The 19,811-nt window shown below is 60.4% G+C and carries 23 protein-coding genes; 2 read left to right on the top strand and 21 right to left on the bottom strand.

Going from position 1 to position 19,811, the window contains the following annotated elements:
- Positions 1 to 71 precede the first annotated feature (71 nt).
- The 9 genes from CXY83_RS11225 to CXY83_RS11190 form a co-directional block, all read right to left on the bottom strand.
- Entirely contained in the window at positions 72 to 1,274 is a 1,203-nt protein-coding gene (locus CXY83_RS11225; protein WP_104197415.1) for a S9 family peptidase, read from the bottom strand.
- On the bottom strand, positions 1,271 to 2,254 hold the full coding sequence (locus tag CXY83_RS11220; RefSeq protein ID WP_104197414.1) for a hypothetical protein: 984 nt from the start codon (positions 2,252 to 2,254) through the stop codon (positions 1,271 to 1,273). Before CXY83_RS11220 ends, CXY83_RS11225 begins: the two co-directional genes overlap by 4 nt.
- Positions 2,251 to 2,739: a hypothetical protein gene (locus CXY83_RS11215; protein ID WP_146069918.1), complete on the bottom strand. Its 489-nt coding sequence runs from the start codon at positions 2,737 to 2,739 to the stop codon at positions 2,251 to 2,253. Before CXY83_RS11215 ends, CXY83_RS11220 begins: the two co-directional genes overlap by 4 nt.
- A gap of 23 nt (positions 2,740 to 2,762) precedes the next feature.
- Positions 2,763 to 3,401 (bottom strand): hypothetical protein, encoded by a 639-nt coding sequence (locus CXY83_RS11210; protein WP_104197412.1) that lies wholly within the window; start codon positions 3,399 to 3,401, stop codon positions 2,763 to 2,765.
- Positions 3,398 to 3,532: a hypothetical protein gene (locus CXY83_RS18365; protein ID WP_255408766.1), complete on the bottom strand. Its 135-nt coding sequence runs from the start codon at positions 3,530 to 3,532 to the stop codon at positions 3,398 to 3,400. Before CXY83_RS18365 ends, CXY83_RS11210 begins: the two co-directional genes overlap by 4 nt.
- 47 nt (positions 3,533 to 3,579) lie before the next feature.
- Positions 3,580 to 4,098: a GNAT family N-acetyltransferase gene (locus tag CXY83_RS11205; protein ID WP_104197411.1), complete on the bottom strand. Its 519-nt coding sequence runs from the start codon at positions 4,096 to 4,098 to the stop codon at positions 3,580 to 3,582.
- A gap of 18 nt (positions 4,099 to 4,116) precedes the next feature.
- On the bottom strand, positions 4,117 to 4,617 hold the full coding sequence (locus CXY83_RS11200; protein ID WP_233200810.1) for a hypothetical protein: 501 nt from the start codon (positions 4,615 to 4,617) through the stop codon (positions 4,117 to 4,119).
- Between the two features lie 133 nt (positions 4,618 to 4,750).
- Positions 4,751 to 5,206 (bottom strand): signal peptidase I, encoded by a 456-nt coding sequence (lepB, locus tag CXY83_RS11195; protein ID WP_369831156.1) that lies wholly within the window; start codon positions 5,204 to 5,206, stop codon positions 4,751 to 4,753.
- A gap of 71 nt (positions 5,207 to 5,277) precedes the next feature.
- Positions 5,278 to 6,720: a multicopper oxidase family protein gene (locus tag CXY83_RS11190; RefSeq protein ID WP_233200809.1), complete on the bottom strand. Its 1,443-nt coding sequence runs from the start codon at positions 6,718 to 6,720 to the stop codon at positions 5,278 to 5,280.
- A 604-nt stretch (positions 6,721 to 7,324) separates the two neighbouring features.
- Between CXY83_RS11190 and CXY83_RS11185 the strand changes: the two genes are divergently transcribed.
- A complete protein-coding gene (locus CXY83_RS11185) occupies positions 7,325 to 9,550 on the top strand; it encodes a fibronectin type III domain-containing protein (protein ID WP_233200808.1) in 2,226 nt (741 codons plus the stop codon).
- A gap of 608 nt (positions 9,551 to 10,158) precedes the next feature.
- On the opposite strand, the gene lepB (CXY83_RS11180) is transcribed toward CXY83_RS11185, so the two are convergent.
- The 12 genes from lepB (CXY83_RS11180) to CXY83_RS11125 all read right to left on the bottom strand — a co-directional run bounded on the left by lepB (CXY83_RS11180) (position 10,159) and on the right by CXY83_RS11125 (position 18,944).
- Positions 10,159 to 10,656, bottom strand: a complete 498-nt coding sequence (gene lepB, locus CXY83_RS11180) for a signal peptidase I (protein ID WP_255408765.1) — start codon at positions 10,654 to 10,656, stop codon at positions 10,159 to 10,161.
- Positions 10,638 to 12,248 carry a multicopper oxidase family protein gene (locus tag CXY83_RS11175; RefSeq protein WP_104197406.1) on the bottom strand — a complete coding sequence of 537 codons (1,611 nt, stop codon included), beginning with the start codon at positions 12,246 to 12,248 and terminating at the stop codon, positions 10,638 to 10,640. The genes lepB (CXY83_RS11180) and CXY83_RS11175 overlap by 19 nt, the downstream gene beginning before the upstream one ends.
- A 78-nt stretch (positions 12,249 to 12,326) precedes the next feature.
- A complete protein-coding gene (locus tag CXY83_RS11170) occupies positions 12,327 to 13,292 on the bottom strand; it encodes a BTAD domain-containing putative transcriptional regulator (RefSeq protein ID WP_104197405.1) in 966 nt (321 codons plus the stop codon).
- A 174-nt stretch (positions 13,293 to 13,466) separates the two neighbouring features.
- On the bottom strand, positions 13,467 to 14,021 hold the full coding sequence (locus CXY83_RS11165; RefSeq protein ID WP_104197404.1) for a hypothetical protein: 555 nt from the start codon (positions 14,019 to 14,021) through the stop codon (positions 13,467 to 13,469).
- 274 nt (positions 14,022 to 14,295) lie between these two features.
- The gene (locus CXY83_RS11160; RefSeq protein ID WP_146069917.1) at positions 14,296 to 14,589 is read right to left on the bottom strand and encodes a hypothetical protein; all 294 of its coding nucleotides are present in this window, start codon (positions 14,587 to 14,589) and stop codon (positions 14,296 to 14,298) included.
- On the bottom strand, positions 14,550 to 14,792 hold the full coding sequence (locus CXY83_RS11155; protein WP_104197402.1) for a hypothetical protein: 243 nt from the start codon (positions 14,790 to 14,792) through the stop codon (positions 14,550 to 14,552). Before CXY83_RS11155 ends, CXY83_RS11160 begins: the two co-directional genes overlap by 40 nt.
- A 143-nt stretch (positions 14,793 to 14,935) precedes the next feature.
- Positions 14,936 to 15,067: a helix-turn-helix transcriptional regulator gene (locus CXY83_RS18155; RefSeq protein ID WP_233200839.1), complete on the bottom strand. Its 132-nt coding sequence runs from the start codon at positions 15,065 to 15,067 to the stop codon at positions 14,936 to 14,938.
- A gap of 181 nt (positions 15,068 to 15,248) precedes the next feature.
- Entirely contained in the window at positions 15,249 to 15,818 is a 570-nt protein-coding gene (locus CXY83_RS11145; RefSeq protein ID WP_233200806.1) for a cysteine hydrolase family protein, read from the bottom strand.
- Between the two features lie 247 nt (positions 15,819 to 16,065).
- Entirely contained in the window at positions 16,066 to 16,425 is a 360-nt protein-coding gene (locus tag CXY83_RS11140) for a DoxX family protein (protein WP_104197401.1), read from the bottom strand.
- 1 nt (position 16,426) lies between these two features.
- A complete protein-coding gene (locus CXY83_RS11135) occupies positions 16,427 to 17,017 on the bottom strand; it encodes a TetR/AcrR family transcriptional regulator (RefSeq protein ID WP_104197400.1) in 591 nt (196 codons plus the stop codon).
- Between the two features lie 279 nt (positions 17,018 to 17,296).
- Complete coding sequence (locus tag CXY83_RS11130) at positions 17,297 to 18,388, bottom strand: CU044_5270 family protein (protein ID WP_104197399.1); 1,092 nt, start codon at positions 18,386 to 18,388, stop codon at positions 17,297 to 17,299.
- A complete protein-coding gene (locus CXY83_RS11125; protein WP_233200805.1) occupies positions 18,351 to 18,944 on the bottom strand; it encodes an RNA polymerase sigma factor in 594 nt (197 codons plus the stop codon). Before CXY83_RS11125 ends, CXY83_RS11130 begins: the two co-directional genes overlap by 38 nt.
- Positions 18,945 to 19,088: 144 nt before the next feature.
- Here CXY83_RS11125 and CXY83_RS11120 point away from each other — a divergent pair, with 144 nt between their 5' ends.
- Positions 19,089 to 19,754, top strand: a complete 666-nt coding sequence (locus tag CXY83_RS11120; protein ID WP_104197398.1) for a hypothetical protein — start codon at positions 19,089 to 19,091, stop codon at positions 19,752 to 19,754.
- Positions 19,755 to 19,811 lie beyond the last annotated feature (57 nt).

The raw sequence follows: 19,811 nt of genomic DNA, 5'->3' as shown, positions 1-19,811 counted from the left end.
TTGTCAAGGCTCGAGACGCCAGTGGAGTTGAGACGCTGGTTTCATTGCGGTCTGGTCGTTGGCTCTGGGCCTTATTCCGAGCTGCGCCAGGGACTTCTCGACAGCTGTACGCGATAGAGCCAATCGGATAGAGCGGATTCCCACCGGTGGGGACTTCTGTTCCATTCGAGTGTGTGCGGAGCTGGGGGTAGCGTGACGAGCTCGACCAGGCCTGTGTGGGCATCCGCGAATGCTCGCGACAGGGCGATCGGAACGGAGAGGTCGCCGAAACTGTGCAGTACCAGCGTTGGGACGTTGAGGTCGGAGCCGTTGTCGATCCAGTCGAGATCTAAAAGGTGCATCGACTCCTGCAGTCCGGTTGCCCGGCGCCACAAGGGACTTTCGAGCGCCCCCAGCGCCAGGCGAGTCACGAGAGCCGGCACGCGGGCTCGGCGGCCGGCGGCGAGAATCGTCGACCGCCAATCCACGACCGGGGCGATGAGGCACAGCCCGATGATTCGCTTCCGATGCTGCGATGACCGGGTGAGCTGCAGAGCGATCATCGCGCCCATTGACCAGCCAACGAGAATGATGCTTTCGGCGCCGTGGGCCACGGCGTAGTCGAGGGCTGCGTCGATATCGCGCCACTCGGTCTGGCCCAGCATCGATTTTCTATCGCGCGAGCTCGGGGCCTCGTGGTCGTTGCGGTACGAGACCACGAGCGACGTGAGGCCGGCACGATGGGCGACGGGAACGCCGCGCAGCGGGCTGGCCCGGCTCGCGCCCTGCCCGTGGATGTGGATCGCCCACGTCAAGGCGGGCGGCCGGTCGATCGGGGCATCGAAGCGGTAGGCGGGCGCAGGGCCGAGTGCGGTCGAAACGATGACGGCGGTGAACGGCAGTCCAACATCCGCTGCTTGCGACGGTACGACACCGCTCCACCTCGCCGAGAGGCCTGCTCGAAGCGGTGTGCCGCGCGCGCTGACGACCTCACGCGTGACGATGCAAGCACGCTCATCAACGGCCAGGACTGTCCCGAGCTGTGCGTAGCCGCGGCCGGAGTCGAACCAGATCGCATACTGGCCCGGCGCCTGTGTCGCCGCGTTCAACGGTAGCGTCACGGTATACGGCGACGACGACACGTCATCGACCGCGAGGACGCGGAGTCGTTCGCGCCTGGGCGCATCCGTTCTCACGATCTGTCTGACTACGGCCAGACTTGCAATCATCAGACTCGCAATCGCCAGCCCTCCGGCGACCAGACTGCCGGCGGCCACCAGATAAGCGAGTCTCACGCGGATGTCCGCTGCGCACCGATGCGCGTTTCGGTCGCTGTGAGCAACGCGAGATCTTCATCTGAAAGCCGGTCGCGAGCTGTCGGGTTAAGCAGAAGAGCGTCACGGATCTCGACCAGCATGCGGTGCACAACGGTGTCGACGTCGCGTGATACCGAACCTGGTGCGTTGGGGTGCGCCACGCCGCCCAACTCGAGGTGTTGGGCAGAAACGTCGACCCAGATGCGAGTGAGGTCGGGGAGAGCCGCCTCAAGTTTTCGCCGGTTGAACCTAGTGCTTACCCCACCCAGAATCGGCGGGAGAGATAATCCAAAGCAGAGAAGCAGGATCGCGGTCAGGTTCAGCACATCGTAGGCACTCGCAAACAGGGCAAGCAGCGACATCGCTCCGAAGACATGCGCAAGATCCATGCCCACGACGCTGAGCACAGTGAGAACGGCCGCGCCACAACCGGCGCCCACGATACGGAACCCGAGTCGACGAGCCGGGGTGCTCATGCGTGCGGCAAAGCGCAGGCAGATCGTTCCAGTCAAGGCCATGACGATGCCCAAATAGATGAACTGGATCAGGGAGTAAGCGGCCGCTGCGGGTTGGTTGCCAAAGTCCTGCATGAACGTTCCCGAGGTTGTGGGCGCGTCGATGAAGATAAAGGTCGTCACCATGAGGCCGGCCGTGATGATGGCCCCGATCCGAAAGGGCCTGGCCGACGCGTTCGCGCGGCTGGGCGACGATGCGCGCAAAATGGCCCGCGACAGGAAATAAATACCCAGGAGAAGGAGCAGGTTTGCGGGCAGGTCCGCATAGTTTCGGCCCCCGAGAAGCCCGTCTGCCGCAAAGTACACCGCGTCAATGTTCAGGGTCAGCGAGAGCGCAATCATGATGGCGGCATAGAGAATGCTCTGATCAGTGCGCCGGCGGGTACCGACCACCAACGCGCTCACGAGTCCCCAGAGGGCCAGGGCGACGATCAGTTGCATCATCCGAAAACTCCCTCGAAGCCTGCGGGCTCCTTGGTGCTGGTGCGGATGGCGCCGGTCAGGAGGTCGGCCAGCGCCTCGGCCGCCAGCTCGAACTCGTCGCGAAAATCGGAACGGCCGAACGCGATTCCCAGGCTGTCCGCTCCGAGCACTCCGTGTGACGTCGGGCCGGTCACCTCGTCATGGCGCAAGATCATGTGCGCCAACTCATGACAGACAATCTGCTGCCGATGGTGTTCCGAATCCGTTTCGACGTGGAAGATCAGATCGTCGGTGTCGCGCGACAGCCAAAGACCGCAAATTTCGGTTCCATTCAGCAGCGACGAGGATGCGATCGAGATGTGCGTCTTTCTTGACTGCTCGACGAGGGACACGATGCTCGGGAGGGACACCCGGACCGGGAGGGCTAATGCCGTAAATGCGGCAAGGGCTTGTTCCCGCGGGGTGCGGCGGTCCCCCGGGGTCGACTCGTCAGTTCTTTTTCGCATGAGATCCATCCTGCAGTAGGCGGTCATTCGTAGCGAATCGCGGCCAAATTCGTGGTTTTCCCCAGCCGACTGGCGGCAACGGCGTAGGTCAGGGTGGCATAGCTGGCCGCCATGGACTGCAGTCGATCGTCGGCGAGGTCCGTTCGGGTGCCCGCGGGCACCCCTCCAGTTGTGAAAATCGTGCTGGACTGCAACGCCGTTCGCGCCCGTTCCAGCGCGGGCGTCGACCCGTCAGTGCCAAGGAGCAGGATGCTCGGCGTGAGCTTCGCCACATCGGTTGCTTCCGCCGGGGTGAACACAGCGGGCGCACCTGTCAGGACATCGCTATTGACGGAGACGACGGCCGCGGACGGAACCGCTCCGAGGCCGAGGCCGTTTGCGGCATCTGCCAAGAGCAAGAGCCGGCCCACGTCGGGGCCGTCACCCGAGTCATGCCTGTACACGGTGACCACCCCGGTGACGCCTGGGATTGCGGCGAGGCGCGCGCATTCTGCATCCGTTTCAGCGGGGTCGGGCGCGTCTGAGCTGGGCTCCAGGTATTGGATAAGGGTACTGACGGCAAGTAATCCCGGCCCAACGCTGGGGGCAGCGCTTCGGTCGGCGGTCGTTGCGGCGCCCGCGAAGACACTCACCATGAACACGGCAACCACGAGGCCGCTCACGGAACGGAACGTGGCCGAGTGCGTTCGACGGATGCGGTTCCCCCCGCGGTCGCCGCGGATGCCGCGACGGTCATCGCCACCACCATGGCAGCCGTGAGCGGAGTCACGGCGAGGTCTGCGGCAAAGAACACGCCGTCGTCGACGGCAACGAGTGCGGCGACCGGGCCGAGCAGCCGCGCTACGGTTGCTGGGATTCCCAGCGAGTTTCACCATCTTTCGTCGATGGGGTTGCATGGAGGGCTTGATTTTGCGCCACCTTCATAGACGCTTGATGGTTCGGATGAATGTGCGCTGTGAAACGGTGGACTCCGTGTGATCTCAACCAGGCGACCATCGCCTGGGCGGCCTCAGAAGCAATCCCCTGCCCTTGCCATTTCGGTGAAATCACCCAAGCGATGTCAGCCACCAGACTTGACCCGTCGTCTCTGACGGTTGCCTGTACGAATCCCACCGCTTTCCCTGAATCTCGATTGCTGACAACCCAGTTCAACCACCACTGCGATCCATCGGCAGAGTGCCCAACGGCTTGCCTGGAGTAACGGTTCTCCAGCACCGTGAGTGATGGTATTTCTCCGCCGGTGTATTCATAAAGCGAAGGGTCGACCAAAGCTTCGACCATTGCGGGCGCATGCTCCACTGACAGCGGTTCCAGCAAAAGTCGCGCAGAAAAAACGGGTTCAGGCGTGGGCCAATCCATTCTTTGAGAATGGCAGAGTCATGCGGCCTTCGTAAGCCGAACGTGCTGCGAAGCGCAGCAGGCAGCATCCCCTCGCCGTATCTTCCGGAGTGTCGACGGGATGCCAGGTGGGCAGATCGCGCGCTTCTGGCCGAGTCGGGCGAAGAGCAACAGTACAAGCGCGGTACCCGATAACAGCCCGTCTAAAATGCCGGCGGGAAGCAGAAAGATCATCAGCATTAACGTCACGATGCAATTGACCAAGGACAGCCCCAGTCCCCATAGTCGGTTCCGCAGCAGCCCGACCGCGCCACATATACGCAGACCCGCAAAGACCCCGCTCATGACCATCATGAGATAAAGATTGTCCTGCAAATAGGGAAGGGCGAAAATATCGGCATTTTCGACAATGGATGCCTGCGGGATCTGCATAACGATAAGAACAAGGGCGCCAATGAAGACGACCCCTTCCATAAGTACGCCCTGAACCAGGAGCAACCCGGCCGCCCACCGATACTGCCGCCACTGAGTTATGTCCATTCCATAACCATAAGGTGCAAGACGGTTCCCCACGACTGAAGTCACATCAATAGGGAGAGACCATGAACAATAAGCTCACGTTGATTGAAATCCGGTGATTTTGAAGTCTGACTTGAGCTGCGACCACCATTGCCTACTCGTGGGGCCACAGTAGTGACATGTCAAAGTTTTCCAGCGGAACGGCGCCGAATTCGCGCGAGTCGATGGACACAGCGCGGTTATCGCCGAGGACGAAAACGTGACCCGCTGGCACGGTCACCGGGCCAAAATATGTCCCATCGATTCGACTGTGATCCACGAAGGGTTCACTGACCCGGGCCCCATCCACGTACAGGATGGCATCGCGAATGTCGACCCGCTGGCCCCCGACAGCGATCACTCGCTTGATCGTCGTGTGACCGTCCTTGGGACTTTGAAAGACCACCAGCCGCCCGGCGGTGAAAGCATCCGCTGGTGGCGCGGCCTTCAGCAGAAAAATTACGCTTCCGCGAAGAACTGTAGGTTCCATGCTGTTAGACGAAACGACCAACGGTTCGACAACCCACAAACGCAACCCTAAAAGCAAGAGCAATGTCACGATGACTGCCACCGTGGTGCGAACGCGCGTCGCGCTCGCACCACGGTGGCCAGTTGTCACACTTTGCCCCACTTTTATTTGGGTCAGGCTAGTCCGGTGTCCCATTGTGCCGGGGCCGCCGTTATCGGATTGTTCGTGATGGTGTCTGCCGCGTCCTCGGGTCCAACGCGATACTGAACCATCATGTCGTGATCCTCGTGCACGGTGTTGTGGCAGTGAATCATGTATCGGCCGGTGTGTGGCCCGAACTTCATCAGTACCTGCACTTTCTCGTTCTCGCCCACATACACGACGTCCTTCGGCCCCTTCTCGTATGCGAACGGGGCCTGCCCGTTTCGGCTGAGAACTTGAAAGTCGATCAGGTGGATGTGCATGGGGTGATACCAGCCGCCGCCTGGGTTGTGAAATTCCCAAATTTCGACCGCGTTCAGGTCTGGATTCGCCGCCACGTCACGGAATCCGCTGGCAACGATCGGCTCCCATGTCGTGCCATTAATGGTCCACAAACCGTTATTGCGGGCTATTTTGAACGGGCGCGTAATGGTCGTTGCGGAAGGCTTGAGCGCCATCACTTCACTAGGAGCCAGTTGCACGGGAATCGTGTTCCAGGTGGGATCTTTCGTGTCGACCGGGTCCGGAACGACGTCGAAAGCCATGATCGAATTCGTGAACTCGTAGTCGACGTTGTTTTTGTTCGACAGGTTGCGCAGCTCGATCCGTTGGCCCGCCTTGTATTTACGGAAGTCGATCAGAATTTCATAGCGCTCGGCCGGGCCGTGGCGCCAGCTCGCCACAGATTGGGACACGGGCATCAGCCCGCCGTCGGTGGCGACCATCGTTACGGGATCGCCCGTGCTGAGGGTTGGACGCAACGACCGGGAAATGCAGGCGTTCACGACGCGGAACCGGTAGACGCGCTTCTTGACCTTCATGACCGGCCACGGCCTGCCGTTGACCAAAACCACATCGCCCCAGAGCCCGGAGTGGCTGTTGTCCTCATAAGCGAGCGATCCGTCGACCGCGAACATGGCGTCATTAATGGTCAACGCAACGTCGAATTCTCCCTGGGGAAGGAGCGCTCGTTCCAGCGGATCGTGCAGGTGGTACTGCGCGGCCAGGCCCGAGTAGACGTTGATCGCGGTGTGATGCACCGCATGATCGTGGTACCACAAGGTGCGGGCCGGTTGAAAGTTGGGGTACACGTAGTCCTTGCGAAATCCCGGATTCGTGATGTCGTTTGCGTAGCCGTCATATTGCGGCAGCGAGGCCGATCCATGCAGGTGCGTGGACGAGTAGAGCGGGTGACCGTCGTACGGATGCGTGGCGGGCAGCTGATTACGCATGCGCACCACAGCCTTCGTCCCCTGTTCGACGCTGATGGTCGGGCCAGGAAAAATACCGTTATACCCAAGAATTGGGGTCTTCAGCCGCGGAAGAATAGCGGCACTGGCCGCCATCGCCGCGAGAGTGTAATACTGCGTGGGCGCCCCGTCGACGGGATCAATACCCGATCGATCAGGTCGCAAAATGGGCGCCTGAACGAACGGTGTTTGATACGGTCGGGGCAACTCGCTCGGGTCAAGAGCGCTCGCGGCTCCTGCTTCCGCATTCCGCAGGGGTAGCGTCAATAAGCCCGCTCCCACCGCGCCCACACCACCTAATAACAAAACCTGTCGCCGAGAAATAGTCATGCTGTCGATCCCTTTCGTACGGTTGATGTCGGAACGTTATCCCGCACCGGGGAGGGAGACTAGGGATCATTTCTTACAGAAATGTGACGCCTAACGCCGGGAGAGGATCGCGCCCGGTGGCCGTCGCGAGTGCATATCGACTGATCGTGTTACAGAATCGATTTATCGGCCAAATTCGAGATGATGAGTTTGACCGTTCTAGGTAACTTGCCACTTCTTTGGTGATCACAAACCTTTACCGAATCCAACGCTGGACAAAGCGCCACCCCTAACCACCCATGTCGGGGCTGGATAATCATGGTTTCTCCAAGGTCCCCGGACGAGAGTGCAACTATGTGTGAATTTTTCACGCATTCTCATGAAGGAGCGAATCACCGTGAAAACCAGCCCATCTGCGGCGGGTCCTGGAAACAGGATTTCTTCCGTAAGGCGCGCGACCGTGTTTGGAGTCTCAGCAGCAGTGCTGATCGCACCCTTCGTCATCGCCGTACCGGCCGCTTCGGCGGCTGTCCCGACTTTTCCCGACAACATCATCGTCTTCCCGGACCGCGACTTCATCACCATCGAGGGCTACCAGGACCGCATTGGCCAGATCGCAACCGTAGAAGTTACGCGTCCCGGGGTCGGTGTGATTGGTTCAGCGGAATCGGTGGTGAGCGCGGGCGACATCGCTTTCGAAATCAACCACCCGGGCGGCGCCTGCTGGGGCGCCGGCACGACACTGAAAGTTACCCCCGACATCCGTCCCGGAGACCTCGTGTCAATGAAGTTCGGTGCCACTGCAGCCGGTGACACCACAACCCAAGACGTATATGTGAACGCAACGCCGGTGCTCGCCGCCGACGGCGTCACCGTCACCATCACCGGTTTTATTGGCGATGGTGCAAATGAAAATCAGATTGAACAGCGAATCGTCGAACCGGCGTTCAGGAACACCGCTGTCGCCCGTCGGGAAGTGCGCGCTGTGCCTGGACCGCTCACAGCCAACGTCGGTTACAGCTCATCGCTCGAGTACGGCATTGCGGGCTCGAACACTTTCACGGCCACCTACGTATTCGACAGCCAAGATGCTGCGAACATTGCCGCTGCCGCCGGAACCGGTGTGCGCGTGATGTCCTGGCAGCTCGAGGATGCCGCCGCTAACCGCCAAGGTCTCACCATCGCCGAGTTCGGCGAATTGGGCGGTCCTGGAATGGGCGGATGCCCGAACGGTCCGTTGCAATCAGGACCAGCCGGAGCGACCGATGTCATCGCCGCCACTGTGGCAGATTCCCTCAAGATCACGTGGACCCCAGCAAAAGCGATCCCCGGCACACCGGCGATCACCGGATACCGGGTTCACGCGGTAGCGCAAACGGTCGTCAACGGAGAGCGCGCGGAATTTGGCAAGCGCATCGACTCCGCTGCGGCGAAGACCACCACGATCTCGGGGCTTAATCCAGCCGAGACGTATGACGTTTTCCTCGTCTCAGTGAGCAGCGCGGGCGAAACCTTTCCCGCCGTGCATGCCATCCCGGTCACCGACATCGTGGCGCCCCTAACGACAGCCTCCCCCCAGAGCGGGTCGTTCCGCACCGCCCAGCAGCTCACTCTGAGCTCCAATGAGGCGGCAGCGGAGATTTACTACACGACAGACGGGTCGGATGTTTTTCTATCCGGCGGCACTTTGTCTACGGTCGCTGTGCTCTACACGCAGCCCCTCAACATTGACGCAACGACTACGGTGAACTTTGCCGCAGTCGACCCATCCGGCAACATCTCGACGCAGGGCCAAGTGATGTTGACCATCACGAATGAGCCTCTCCCCTCGACGCCAACCTTCTCCTCGCCAGCGATCGCCGGCACGGGAAGCGTGACGCTGAACTGGGCTGCTGCAAACCCGGGAGCTCCGGAACTCACTGTGACAGGTTATTCCGTGCAGGCGTACACCGCTGATGGACTTGTTTCGGGTCCCGCACGCACCACCGCAGGAGACGTGACAACACTCGTCTTCGACGGTTTGGCTCCAGATACGACCTATCAATTCACGGTCACTGCGAGCAATGCAAACGGCGCCGGCGCCGAATCGGCTAAGTCCGATCCGGTCCAAGCACTCGGCGCTCTCGTTGCTAACGCGGGAGCCGATCAGGCGATCACTCGGGCAGTCACCGCGACCACGGTGGTGCTCGACGGCAGCCGCTCGACCAGCACGGAAACGACCTACCTGTGGGAGCAGGTGCTCACTGGGCTAACGGATCCCGACCGCGTCACCCTCACCGGGCCCACGACGGTCAATCCAACGTTCTCTTTGCCGCTCTTCGCGACACCGATGACGAACAATCCGTTGACCTTCCGGCTCACTGTGACTTCGGGTTCTGCCGTGCGCACCGATGAGGTGCGAATCACACCGATCGCCAGCCAGATCACTGTCACCGGCGCGAGATGGAAGTCGCGCGACTTTAGAGTCGACGGAATCAGCTCGTCGGTCGGCGGCACCGTGACAATCCACCGTGACGGACCGACTGGTCCTGTCATTGGTCGCGCGCCGATCACGGCAGCGGCGGCGCCGCAGACCGGTGGAGTGTTTACCTACCGGCTCAGGACCTCGATCAGCAACCCCGGCTCGGTCTGGATCGATTCCACCCTGGGCGGCGTCGTGGGTCCGGTGGCCGTGACCGCTGGGTAACGGCTACGAGATAACACGGGAACGGGCTCTCACGGCGTCAGCGGTGAGAGCCCGTTTCGTGTGCCGTCTGGCCGCAGCGCTTAGGCGTTTCATCAGGAGTTCACAGACGAGCTGTGCATCGAGTTGATCGAGACGTCGAAACCGATCAGGGCCGTATCAACACCGATTGAAAATAGGGCCAAGCACGACGCAAACCACGAAGAAGCAGCGAGGCACGCCGATCCCGATTTGCATGACCATGATCTGCGATCGTCCCCCAGAGGTAGAGGACCGATCCGTGCCCGGCAACCGGGAGGGTGATCTCATCCCCCGCCGAACGCTTCACTAGGCTACTGATCACTGAATAGACCACCCGGCGTTGCAACGCCCCCTAGAAACCGCCGCGATACTGGCCCCATTTTCAGTTTGCGTTGAGAGGCCGTCGCCACCGCAAATGGTGCCGCCCCGCCCCTGCGCAATTGCTTTGGGCACAACATCACCCGATGCCCCCATCGCCCTTACCCTGCTCAGCCTCGGCGGCCACAAACAGAAAGTCTGCGGACGCAATTGATCGCGGAAGAGTTAGGAGACCCGTTTTCAAGCTGATTCGAGCACAGCTGGGTGATCGCTCACCACGGCCAGAGAACCGTGCCTGCCACGTCGGCGATGGGAATGAAACCGTAATCCCTTGAGTCGATCGAAATCGCGCGATTGTCTCCGAGCACGAAAAGATGGCCGGCGGGCACTGTAACTCGGTGAAAGAACGTTCCGTCGATCTGGCGAGAGTCCACATACTGCTCAACGATGAGTGCGCCGTCAACGTAAAGTGCGCCGTCTCGAATAGCGACAGTTTGTCCTGCGGCACCAGCCACACGTTTCAACGTGCGCTTGCCGTCCTCAGGGCTGCGAAAGACCACGATTTGGCCCACGGTTGGGCCGTCAAGCGACGGTGCCGCAGAATGAACGAGAACGATGCTGCCCTGCATCACTGTGGGTTCCATGCTGTCGGAAACCACCGTCATCGGCGCGGCCACCCACACGCGAAGTGCGAGCATGACAATGGCACCCACCATAATCACCGAGATGATTCTGGTGGGTGCCTTAGTCGCTATACCTGGGTGTCCCATACCGGAGGTGCCGCCGAAATCGGGTCGTTGGGGTCGACGTCGGTTGCGGCTAGCCCGACGCTGAACTGCACCATCATGTCGTGGTCCTCGTGGGGAAGGTTGTGGCAGTGAATCATGTACTTGCCCCGATGCGGGCCGAACTTCATGAGCAGCCTGACGGTTTCGCCCTCTCCCACGTAGACGACGTCCTTGGGCCCCATCTCGGCTGGAAACGGCGCTCTGCCATTGCGGCCGAGGATCTGAAAGTCCACGAGGTGAATATGAATGGGGTGAAACCATCCCCCAGAACTATTCTCGAATTCCCAGATTTCTGTCGCGTCAAGCGCGGGGTTGGCGGCCACCTTAGTGAAGCCACTCTCGACGACTGCCTGCCAGGAACCGTCATCGATGGTCCACAGGTTGGTCAAATCATTGCGCTTCACCCGAAAATGCCGAGTCTTGGTTGATTGCGCGGCAGTGAGGCTCATGACTTCGCTGCCAACCAGGGTCGTCGGAATGGTGTTCCAAGTCGGATCCATGGTGTCAACCGGGTCGCCGACCACGTCGAACGCCATGATTTTACTGGTGAAATCGTAGTCAACGTTGTTCTTGTTGGAAAGGTTCCGGAGCTCGATCCGTTGACCAGTCTGGTACTTGCGAAAGTCGATGAGGATTTCGTACCGCTCTGCCCCCGCGTGTCGGTAGTTTGCGACGCTGCGGGACCGCGGCATAAGCCCACCGTCTGTGCCAACAATTACGAGAGGATCACCCGTGCTGAGCGTAGGCCTGAGGGAACGCGAAATGCTGGCGTTCAGAATTCGGAACCGGTAAACGCGTTTCTGTACCTTCATCACCGGCCACGGCTTGCCGTTCACCAGAATGACATCGCCCCACAGACCCGAGTGGTCGTTGTCGTCATACCCGAGTGAGCCATCTACTGCGAACATTGCGTCAGTTATGGTGAGCGGCACATCGAAAGGCCCTTGAGGCAGAAGAGCCCGTTCCAGGGGATCGTGCAAGTGATACTGTCCGGCAAGGCCCGAGTAGGCATTCTGCGCCGTGTTATGCACCCCGTGATCGTGATACCAGAGGGTGCGTGCGGGCTGGAAGTTGGGGTAGTGGTAGTCCTTGTAAAAACCTGGAGGCGTGATGTCACTCGCATATCCGTCGTACTGCGGCAACGACGCCGAGCCGTGCAAATGCGTCGACGTTGACAAGGCATGACCATCGAGCGGATGGGTGGCCGGCAGCTTGTTGCGCACTCGGAGCACCACCTTCGTTCCTTGGTCGACGCTGAGGGTCGGTCCGGGAAAAATCCCGTTATAGCCAAGAATTGGCGTTTTCAGGCGCGGCAAGATCGATGCACTCGCGGCGATTTCGGACACAGAGTAATAGTTCACTGGCGCGCCGTCGAGCGGGTCGATTTCGACCCGGGTGGGGCGAAGGATGGGTGCCTGCACGAGGGGCGTTCTGAACGGCCTCGGCATCTCGCTGTAGGGAAGACGGCTGATAGATTTCGCGTTCAGTGTTTCGCGCGGCAGCCAGAGGGCACCTGCAGCACCCGCAGCACCGATCCCACCTATTAGCAACACTTGACGGCGTGTGATTGTCATGAGTTCTCCTCGAAAATTCGTGTGTGCCTAAAGTTCTCTCACCGTCCTTATAGAAACCCTGCTATCGGCAGATGTGCTTCACGCCGCTTCGTTGACCCGGCGCAGAAACGAGGAAAGCACCTGCTGCGCCGCTCGCACCGCAGCCCGCGCGTATGAGTCATCCGACCCCTCGTGTGGTCGCACGCTCCCGTTCGTGATGCGTGACAATTGGTTGTTCAGCACAAGGAGCGCGGTCACCGCATCCGAGAGGTCACTGTGACTGTTCGCCGTAGCCATGAGCATCCGCGAGTAAGCCTCTCGCAGGGTCGCGCTGGGCGCGCACCCGAGCTCACGGTCGAGCATCGACCGGTAGCGCGCGAATTCCCTGAGCCCCTCGGCGAGCTGGCCATCTTTCTCGAACCCTAGGATTACCGCAGTCCACGCAGCCTCATTCAACGGGTCATTGAGGAGAGCCTGATTCGCCCAGAAAATGGACTCACCGGTCCTGCCGGTGGCGGCAGCCAAAGCAGACGCGTACACGCGAGTGTTGGTCACGACAGCGGCGTGCCTGCGGCGCTCCTCCTCTGCCCACACCGGAGTCAACTCGTCAGTGAAAAGGGGAACGGTAGCAAGCGCGAGCGCATCCAGCAGGAGCGGGTATGCGGCGTCTGCGCTCACCCACTGCGCTTCGCGCACCAGCGAGTCAAATCGGGCCAGGTCAAGATCAACTGTCGTACTGTCGATCAGGTAGCCACCCGTCGTCGTGCGCAGCGGCCCGGTTTTCCCGTACCCCGGCTGCAAGTGCCGTCTCAGCACACTGACGTAACTTTCAACGGACACCATGGCTTTTTGTGGGGGAGCATCGCTCCACAAAAGATCAATGAGGCTGTTTTTGGAGACGGGGCGGCCAAAGTTGATGAGCAGGATCTCCAGGATTTGTCGAGGCTTAGGCCCCCCTAAATCTTGGGCGTGAAGCACCGTGTTTCCTCGTTGTATTGTGAGCGCGCCAATGATCTTCATGGACATTTTGACGTCGTTGTCTTGCCGGGGACGAGTAAAAGTCATGGGATTCCTCGGTTTTAATGGGATTTTTCGATCTCCCCATCGTGCTATCTAGGCAGGCACGGGGCATCCCCTGCGTTTGGCGTTCGGTATCCCCAAAATTGAGGATCAACTCCCGACGTTGGAGAGAACAAGATCGAAGTTTCGCGCACCCAATCCCTGAATTGAGTGGCGAGTTCAGCCGGTGTGGTGACCAGCGCCTAGTGCAAATCGGGCCGCGTCAGTTTCGAGGATCAGGTCAATCGCCTGGTTGGGAATTTCGAACACTTGGGTCGCGGTGATTACCTCCCCCTGCGCAAGGATTGCCGATTTTGGGTCCGCCCAGAGCAAACGCGATTTGGCTGCCCCCCGCCCGGTGATCGTGAAATCGTTGGCGCTGTACTCAAGCCCCTCCGCTTCGAGCGCGGTCAGTTCGAGGATGATGCGTACCCGGTGAGTCCCATCGTCCGCCGACTCGGTGAGGACAGTGGCAGGTTCTTCAGGCAGCCAGCCGTCGCTCTCCAGCGGTATCACACCGTTGATCCGAGCGATTCCGCCAGACACCGTTCCGGAAGCGCCGAGCAGCGTCCCCTCAGCCTGTTCCCCCGGAATTGCGATCACAATGACAGCAGCAGCAAGAAACAGCGCGCCAAGACCGATTAGCGGGCCCAGCAGTCTGCGCCATCGTTGAGGACCAAAAACGGTGGGCTCACGTATGGTGGCAACCGCGGTGGGCGAAAGGAAGTCGTTCATGTGCAAATGTTGGACTTCGGCTCTTGGGAAAACCTTGACGAAAGCGAGGGTGGGTTCGCACCAATCCGACGGGCGTGAACCAGCCCGCAAGCCGGACGACCAACAGGCGCGTCGAGGCGTGATTTTGCTCGAGTCGATTCGCTGAGCGAATCGCCCGTAATCGGCGATACGGCTGTTGGCCGCGCTCGATGGGAAAGCTGGAGCAGCTTGAATGGTCCCGATCCGGTTTGACCAGTGGTCATAGGTTTCGGCGCAATGTACGTTCTCGTTTTACCTACGCCGATTGCAATTGATCCTCGATGGGCGCGGATTTGGAGTTTCTGAGTATCGGCACGGTTGCGGCTACCAAGAGGATGAAGGACACCGCGGCGCCGATGATGAATCCCAGACGGGGCTCCATGGCGTCCATGGCGAACCCCACCATGACGGCGGCACCAGCGGCACCAGCGTTGACTGCCGTGTTGATCCAGCTCGATGCCTCGGTGCGCACCTCTGGAGCGGTGAGGTCGTCAGCGAGTAGGTAGCCGGTCACGAGCGACGGGGCGAGGAAGAGACGATCAGTGCCCACCAACGGATCATGCGGAACCTCGGCGCGAAGTTGTCGGCGTACTCGCTCGGTGTCCCAAATTCGAAGGCTGGGTCCTCACTGGATTCGGCAGCGTGGCTTTCAACCTCGCGCACGATCTGCGTGATCTCTTCCTCGGGAACACCGCGAAGTTCGAGTATCTCCGTAAGCTCCGCCGAATATTTTTCCAGTGCTGCTTCGGTCATGATTGAAGCTTCTCCCCGGAAATGATGGCCGTGGCATGGTCAGAGAAGATCTGCCAGTCGATTCGTAACGTTCTGAGGTGCTGTTCGCCAGTCGGAGATATCGAATAGCACTTACGTCCAGGGCCACCTGCGCTTGCCCTCCACTACGTGACCACATCGCCATCCTGTTCCAGCCTGCTTAGGAGTGGATAGAGGGTCCCGCCCTTCACAACTCCGAGCCCGCCTGCCTTCAGTCGCTGGGCGACAAGATACCCGTAGGTTTCTTCCTCGCTCACGATAGAGAGCACTGCGGCGGTGAGGGCGCCCCTGAGCCATTCGGCCGGCCGCGTCGAATTCTTCAGGAGTAGATGGTGCCACCTATTCGGTGGGCGCGTCACCTAGCTTCACCGTGCCCGTAGTCGTGTTGTGCTGAGAGCGTCGCTGCTGCCCGCAAGCCGAACGGCCTACGGGACGCTTTCAGCGGTTGAGAAGTTCGTGCGAGAGGACAACGGTGGCGAACTCGTCGTGAAGATTGATCGCGGTTACTCGGGAAAGTTCCGCCGCGCTGATCATTCCACCTTCGAGGTCTGTCCTGTCAAATGTGTGAGTCGCATCTATAACAAAGTAGACGGTGTATCCCAAGTTTCCGCCAATGCGCGCTGTTGTTTCGCAGCAGTGATTGGTGGTGATGCCGCAGATCACAATGGTCGAGATGGCGTTTTCTCGAAGCCAGGAGTCAAGATCGGGTGTGCCGTGAAAACTTGAGTTAACCGTTTTCTGGACCAATAGATCCGGCGTGCCGGACATGTAGCTTTTCAACGCATGGCCGGGGTTGCTGGGGTGCAGCGGGGAGAACGGATTGGAGGAATTATGTTGCACGAAGACAACCGGTCGCGAAAGCCTGTGCCACTCGTTCACTAACGCTGCGATGTTCTGATCACAGTCGGCGTTGTTTCGGGGTCCCCACCATTCGACTTGGTCAAATCCTTGCTGAGCGTCAACGACGATCAGGGCGGTGTGATTATCAAGCGAGGGTAGTTGGATCACGATTTATGGCTCCTTATTGGTTTCAGATCAATGACCAAAATGGTTGGTCCAAGTCGCCATGTAGGACCGGGTCCGATTCAGACACCATTCAGCATCCCATGAGGGCGGCACCGCGCCTGTACGCGGCCAGCAGTTGGGCGCAGCCGCTAACCCCAAAGCCGGAAGTGCAATGTTCCAGAACGATTGAAACGGCCGGCGGCGCGCCGGTCACTTAGACCTCCCGTAAACCGAACCGGTAGCGTGCCTGTCAGAGGAGAAACCCGAAGAGCAGGGTCGCGACGGCGAGTGCCAGGAAGCCCAGGCAATTGATCCATAGCTCCGTGCCGGTGAACCGAGCGCGGATGTGGGCTACGGCTGCGGATGAGAAGTAGACGATGACGCCGACCGTGGCTGCTAGGCCGATTCCTGGAATGGCGAGCCCGACGAGCAGTCCGGTGACGGCAAGAGATTTGATGACAAGGAGCGTCCACCACCACTGGCGCGGGAACCCCACTCCGTTCAAGCAGTCGCGGATGAACTGTGGTGGCTTGAGGGACATGCCGACGTCGACTGCCAGGGCTGCAGCAAGAGCAACTTCAAGCCACCATGGTTCGGGGAGCAGAATCATTTCAGGCGGCCTTTCCGTTGACGAGGTAGCGCACCGTTTTCGCGAGCTCAGTCAGGGTGCTGTCCGGGTTCGGATTACCCTGGCCTGCCCAAATGAAGATTTCACCGAGATATGCGCGGTGGATGATGCGGGCTGTCGCGGACGCATCTGCCGCAGGGTGGCCCGCGCGAGTAAGTACCTTCGATACCTGTTCTACGAGTACGCCGGTCAACTCCGCGAAGATTACCGACGGGTGTTTCCCGCCAACAAGAATGGCAGTGTAAGCGCGCGCCAGATCTGGCTGGGCTGCGAAGAATCGCACGAACGAACCGAGTATGTCGATAATCTCTGCAGCAGAGTCCTGCGCGATCGGCACGTCAAAAGGCGAGGCCTGAATGCTGGCGATCTTCCGATCGACGATCTCCACGAGCAGGCCATTCTTGTCGGCAACAGCCATCACAGTGCCAACGCTGACCGCAGCGCTTTCGGCGATCTGTCGAATGGTTGTGGACGCGAAACCGTGCCGCACAAACAACTCCTCCGCAGCGCTCAGAACTTTTATGCGTGACGTGTCGCGTGCTTGCGCCCTTGAGTGAACGTGTTCGGTGAACATGTTCAAATTATAACTCCCTTTTTCGAGTCGATATGGCGACCGTGTCGTTGGCGAGGTGACTGAATTGGTTCGGAGCCGTCCTCAAGCCGAACGGTGACCGGAGCACCTGGAAAGGCGATCGAGGTCTCTCTGCCGGTTTGCTTGAGCTGAGATCGCAGTGAAGAACCTCGCGGGGACTACTCGCAAAAGTATGTGGAGACCGGCGCTCGCCCGTATCGAGACTCAGCCGCCGATGCAGTCGCCGCTTCCGCTGTAGCAGGGGCGATAGTTCGGTCGTCGCTACCCCGGCAAGCCCATGTCGCCATACAGTTTGCCGCCCGCGGGCGCTTCGTCCACGACGGTAATAGTGATTGCGGTCCACGCGACGCTCGTTCCCACGGGGAAGGGTGATTTTTTCGTCGGATCCACGAGTACGGCGCGTTCTCCGATAAGTCGGCCCGTCCGGGCGTCGATGATGATGTCATGACGGAGGCCGTCACTGGGTTCCGTCCGTCCAATGGACACCCCGGTGCGGTCGTTCAGCGTAGCTGCGCTGTCCGTGATGACGACGCCGGGAATCATCGCCGCGGCCTCGTAGAGTGCTGCACGAATCTCAGCCTTGGCGCCAAATCCTCGGAGGCTGTCGGCAATCCAAGTAAATGCCGCGGCGTCGGGGGACGGTCCCGACCCGAGCGTAATGCGGTAGATGTAGTTGAGCAGGCGGTAGGGGTCGGTGGGGAGTCCGTCCAGCTTGTCGAGATTGGGACTGCTCGTCGCATAGAACGTGCCTCCCGGTGCGCGGACATTCTCTTGGTAGTCAGGTGTGCCGCGCTTGGCAAGTTGGCGATTCCAATCGTCTTGGGCGGCCGCTTCCGATTCCGGCCCGAACGATTGATACGGTTTGCGTAGGCCTCGCATCCACACCCAATCGTCATCACGGTTGGCCGGTATATACATCTGCCCCTCGTCGATCGTGAGAAATCCGATCTGACGATTGCCCTCAGCCGCTGCGGCCCCACCATAGACAGCGGTCGTGTCCACCCGAAGATACTGGCCCGGCTGCAAAATCGGGTCAGACGACGCGATTGCCAGGCCGGAGGTATCACGGAGCACGGCCGCGGCCGCGGCATCCGCCCCTCCCCGCCACCCCGCAAGGCCGACTAAATCGGTCATGACCAATCCGGTGACAATGGCTGCCGCTGCTGCCGTGCCCAACGTCGAGTAGGCGATCCGTCGCAGCACAGGCCGCCGCATGTGCGTCGCCAGCGCCGCCGTCGGACGGCGGGAATCCTCGATGTGCGTCAACAACGCCGAGCGGGCCTCGTTCAACGCGTGCGGTGTGGGGGCGGTGACGTCAGATCGAGCGCTGCGAAGCAGTGTCAGTTCGTCCATGAAAGATCTCCTTGTCAATAGCGATATCAAGAGCAGAGCGAAGAAGGCGTCGAGCCCGGTTCAGACGAGACCGAACGGTACCGACCGGGACACCCAACGCGAGAGAGATGCCGGCGTAGTCAAGATCGCCCCACGCGTAGAGCAGAACGACGTCACGGTCACCGGGTGAGAGCCGGCGCAGGGCGGTGGTGATCCGTTTCACGGACCGTTCCGCATCCATGCGCGCGCCCGCTAATTCGATCGCATCGGGAATGACGCCCGCAGCAATCTCTGCGACCATGCCCTTCCACGCGACCGCTTCCCGACGAACGTGCTGCTTGAGCAGCGTCGTCGCGATCCCCAATAACCAGGGAAGAGCATCCGCTACCGTCACATCGAACGTGGCGCGCTTGTCGAACGCCACCAGAAAAGTCTCCGACACGATGTCATCGGCGACTTGAGGACTGATCCGCCGAGCCGCATATCGCTGGACTTTGACGGCATGCCGGTCGAACAGCGTCGCGAAATCTTCCGGGCTACCGACCGATCGCTCGATCACTTTGTTGTCTGTGCTCACACTTGGTATTGCTTATTCACGAAGAAAAAGTTCATGATTCGACTTTAGAAGCACCGGCAGGACGAGCCGGGCATGATCCATCACGGCTGCGTCTCTCTTGTGACCTGACTAGACGTGCCGCGCGCTCTGAGTAAACTCGGTCGCATGGCAAACTCACAGCTTCGTGACCGCCCAGTATCACCCGCCTCCCTCGCGTTGTTGATCGGCGGGGGGCTACTGTTGGCCTCGGTCGTTATCACGGTGATCGCGCAGCCTTCGCTCTTCCCGTACGCCGAGACGGTGGGGCCCGCTCTGTTCTCCGCAGCCCTGTTAGTGTTCGCTTTCGGCGTGCGCGGCGCGGGCAGCGTTACAGCGCGCCGCCCGGTCGGCACTATCGCTCTCGCTTTGTTGGCCCTCTGGCTCCTTCTTGGATCTGTGCTGTACGGCGTTATTGGCGATGTCTTCTCGAACGACCCCACTCCGACCGTACTGATGTCTTTCGCCTACGCAGACTCGTTCGTGCAATTCGCTCTCGCATTGGTCGCGGTCATGCAGATCGCCCGGCTCGGCGCCGTGCCGGCTCCGTGGAACTGGGTACCAGCCGGGGTCGTGGCGGCACTAACCGTGACCTGGCTGTTACTGCAAGTCCTGGGCGGAGGCTCAGCCACCACATACGGACCCAATCTGGTGACCTGGCTCCTGATGGGACTAGACGGCCTTGCCCGGATCGGCGGTACGGTACTGCTTGGTGTCATCGCCATTGTTCTCGCCGACCGCGTCAATCGCCGGGCGACTACCGGTGTACCGCTGGTGCCCGAAGCACAGACCTGAGTTCGAAAGATCTCCTTGTCAAGAGCGATATCAAGAGCAGAGCAAAGAAGGCGGTGA

Origin of the sequence: Cryobacterium sp. M15, assembly GCF_002929675.1 — a bacterium.
In the GTDB taxonomy this organism is placed as follows: Bacteria; Actinomycetota; Actinomycetes; order Actinomycetales; family Microbacteriaceae; genus Cryobacterium; species Cryobacterium lyxosi.
The sequence above is the reverse complement of the archived record's forward strand: the minus strand, read 5'-3'. Positions and strand labels throughout refer to the sequence as shown.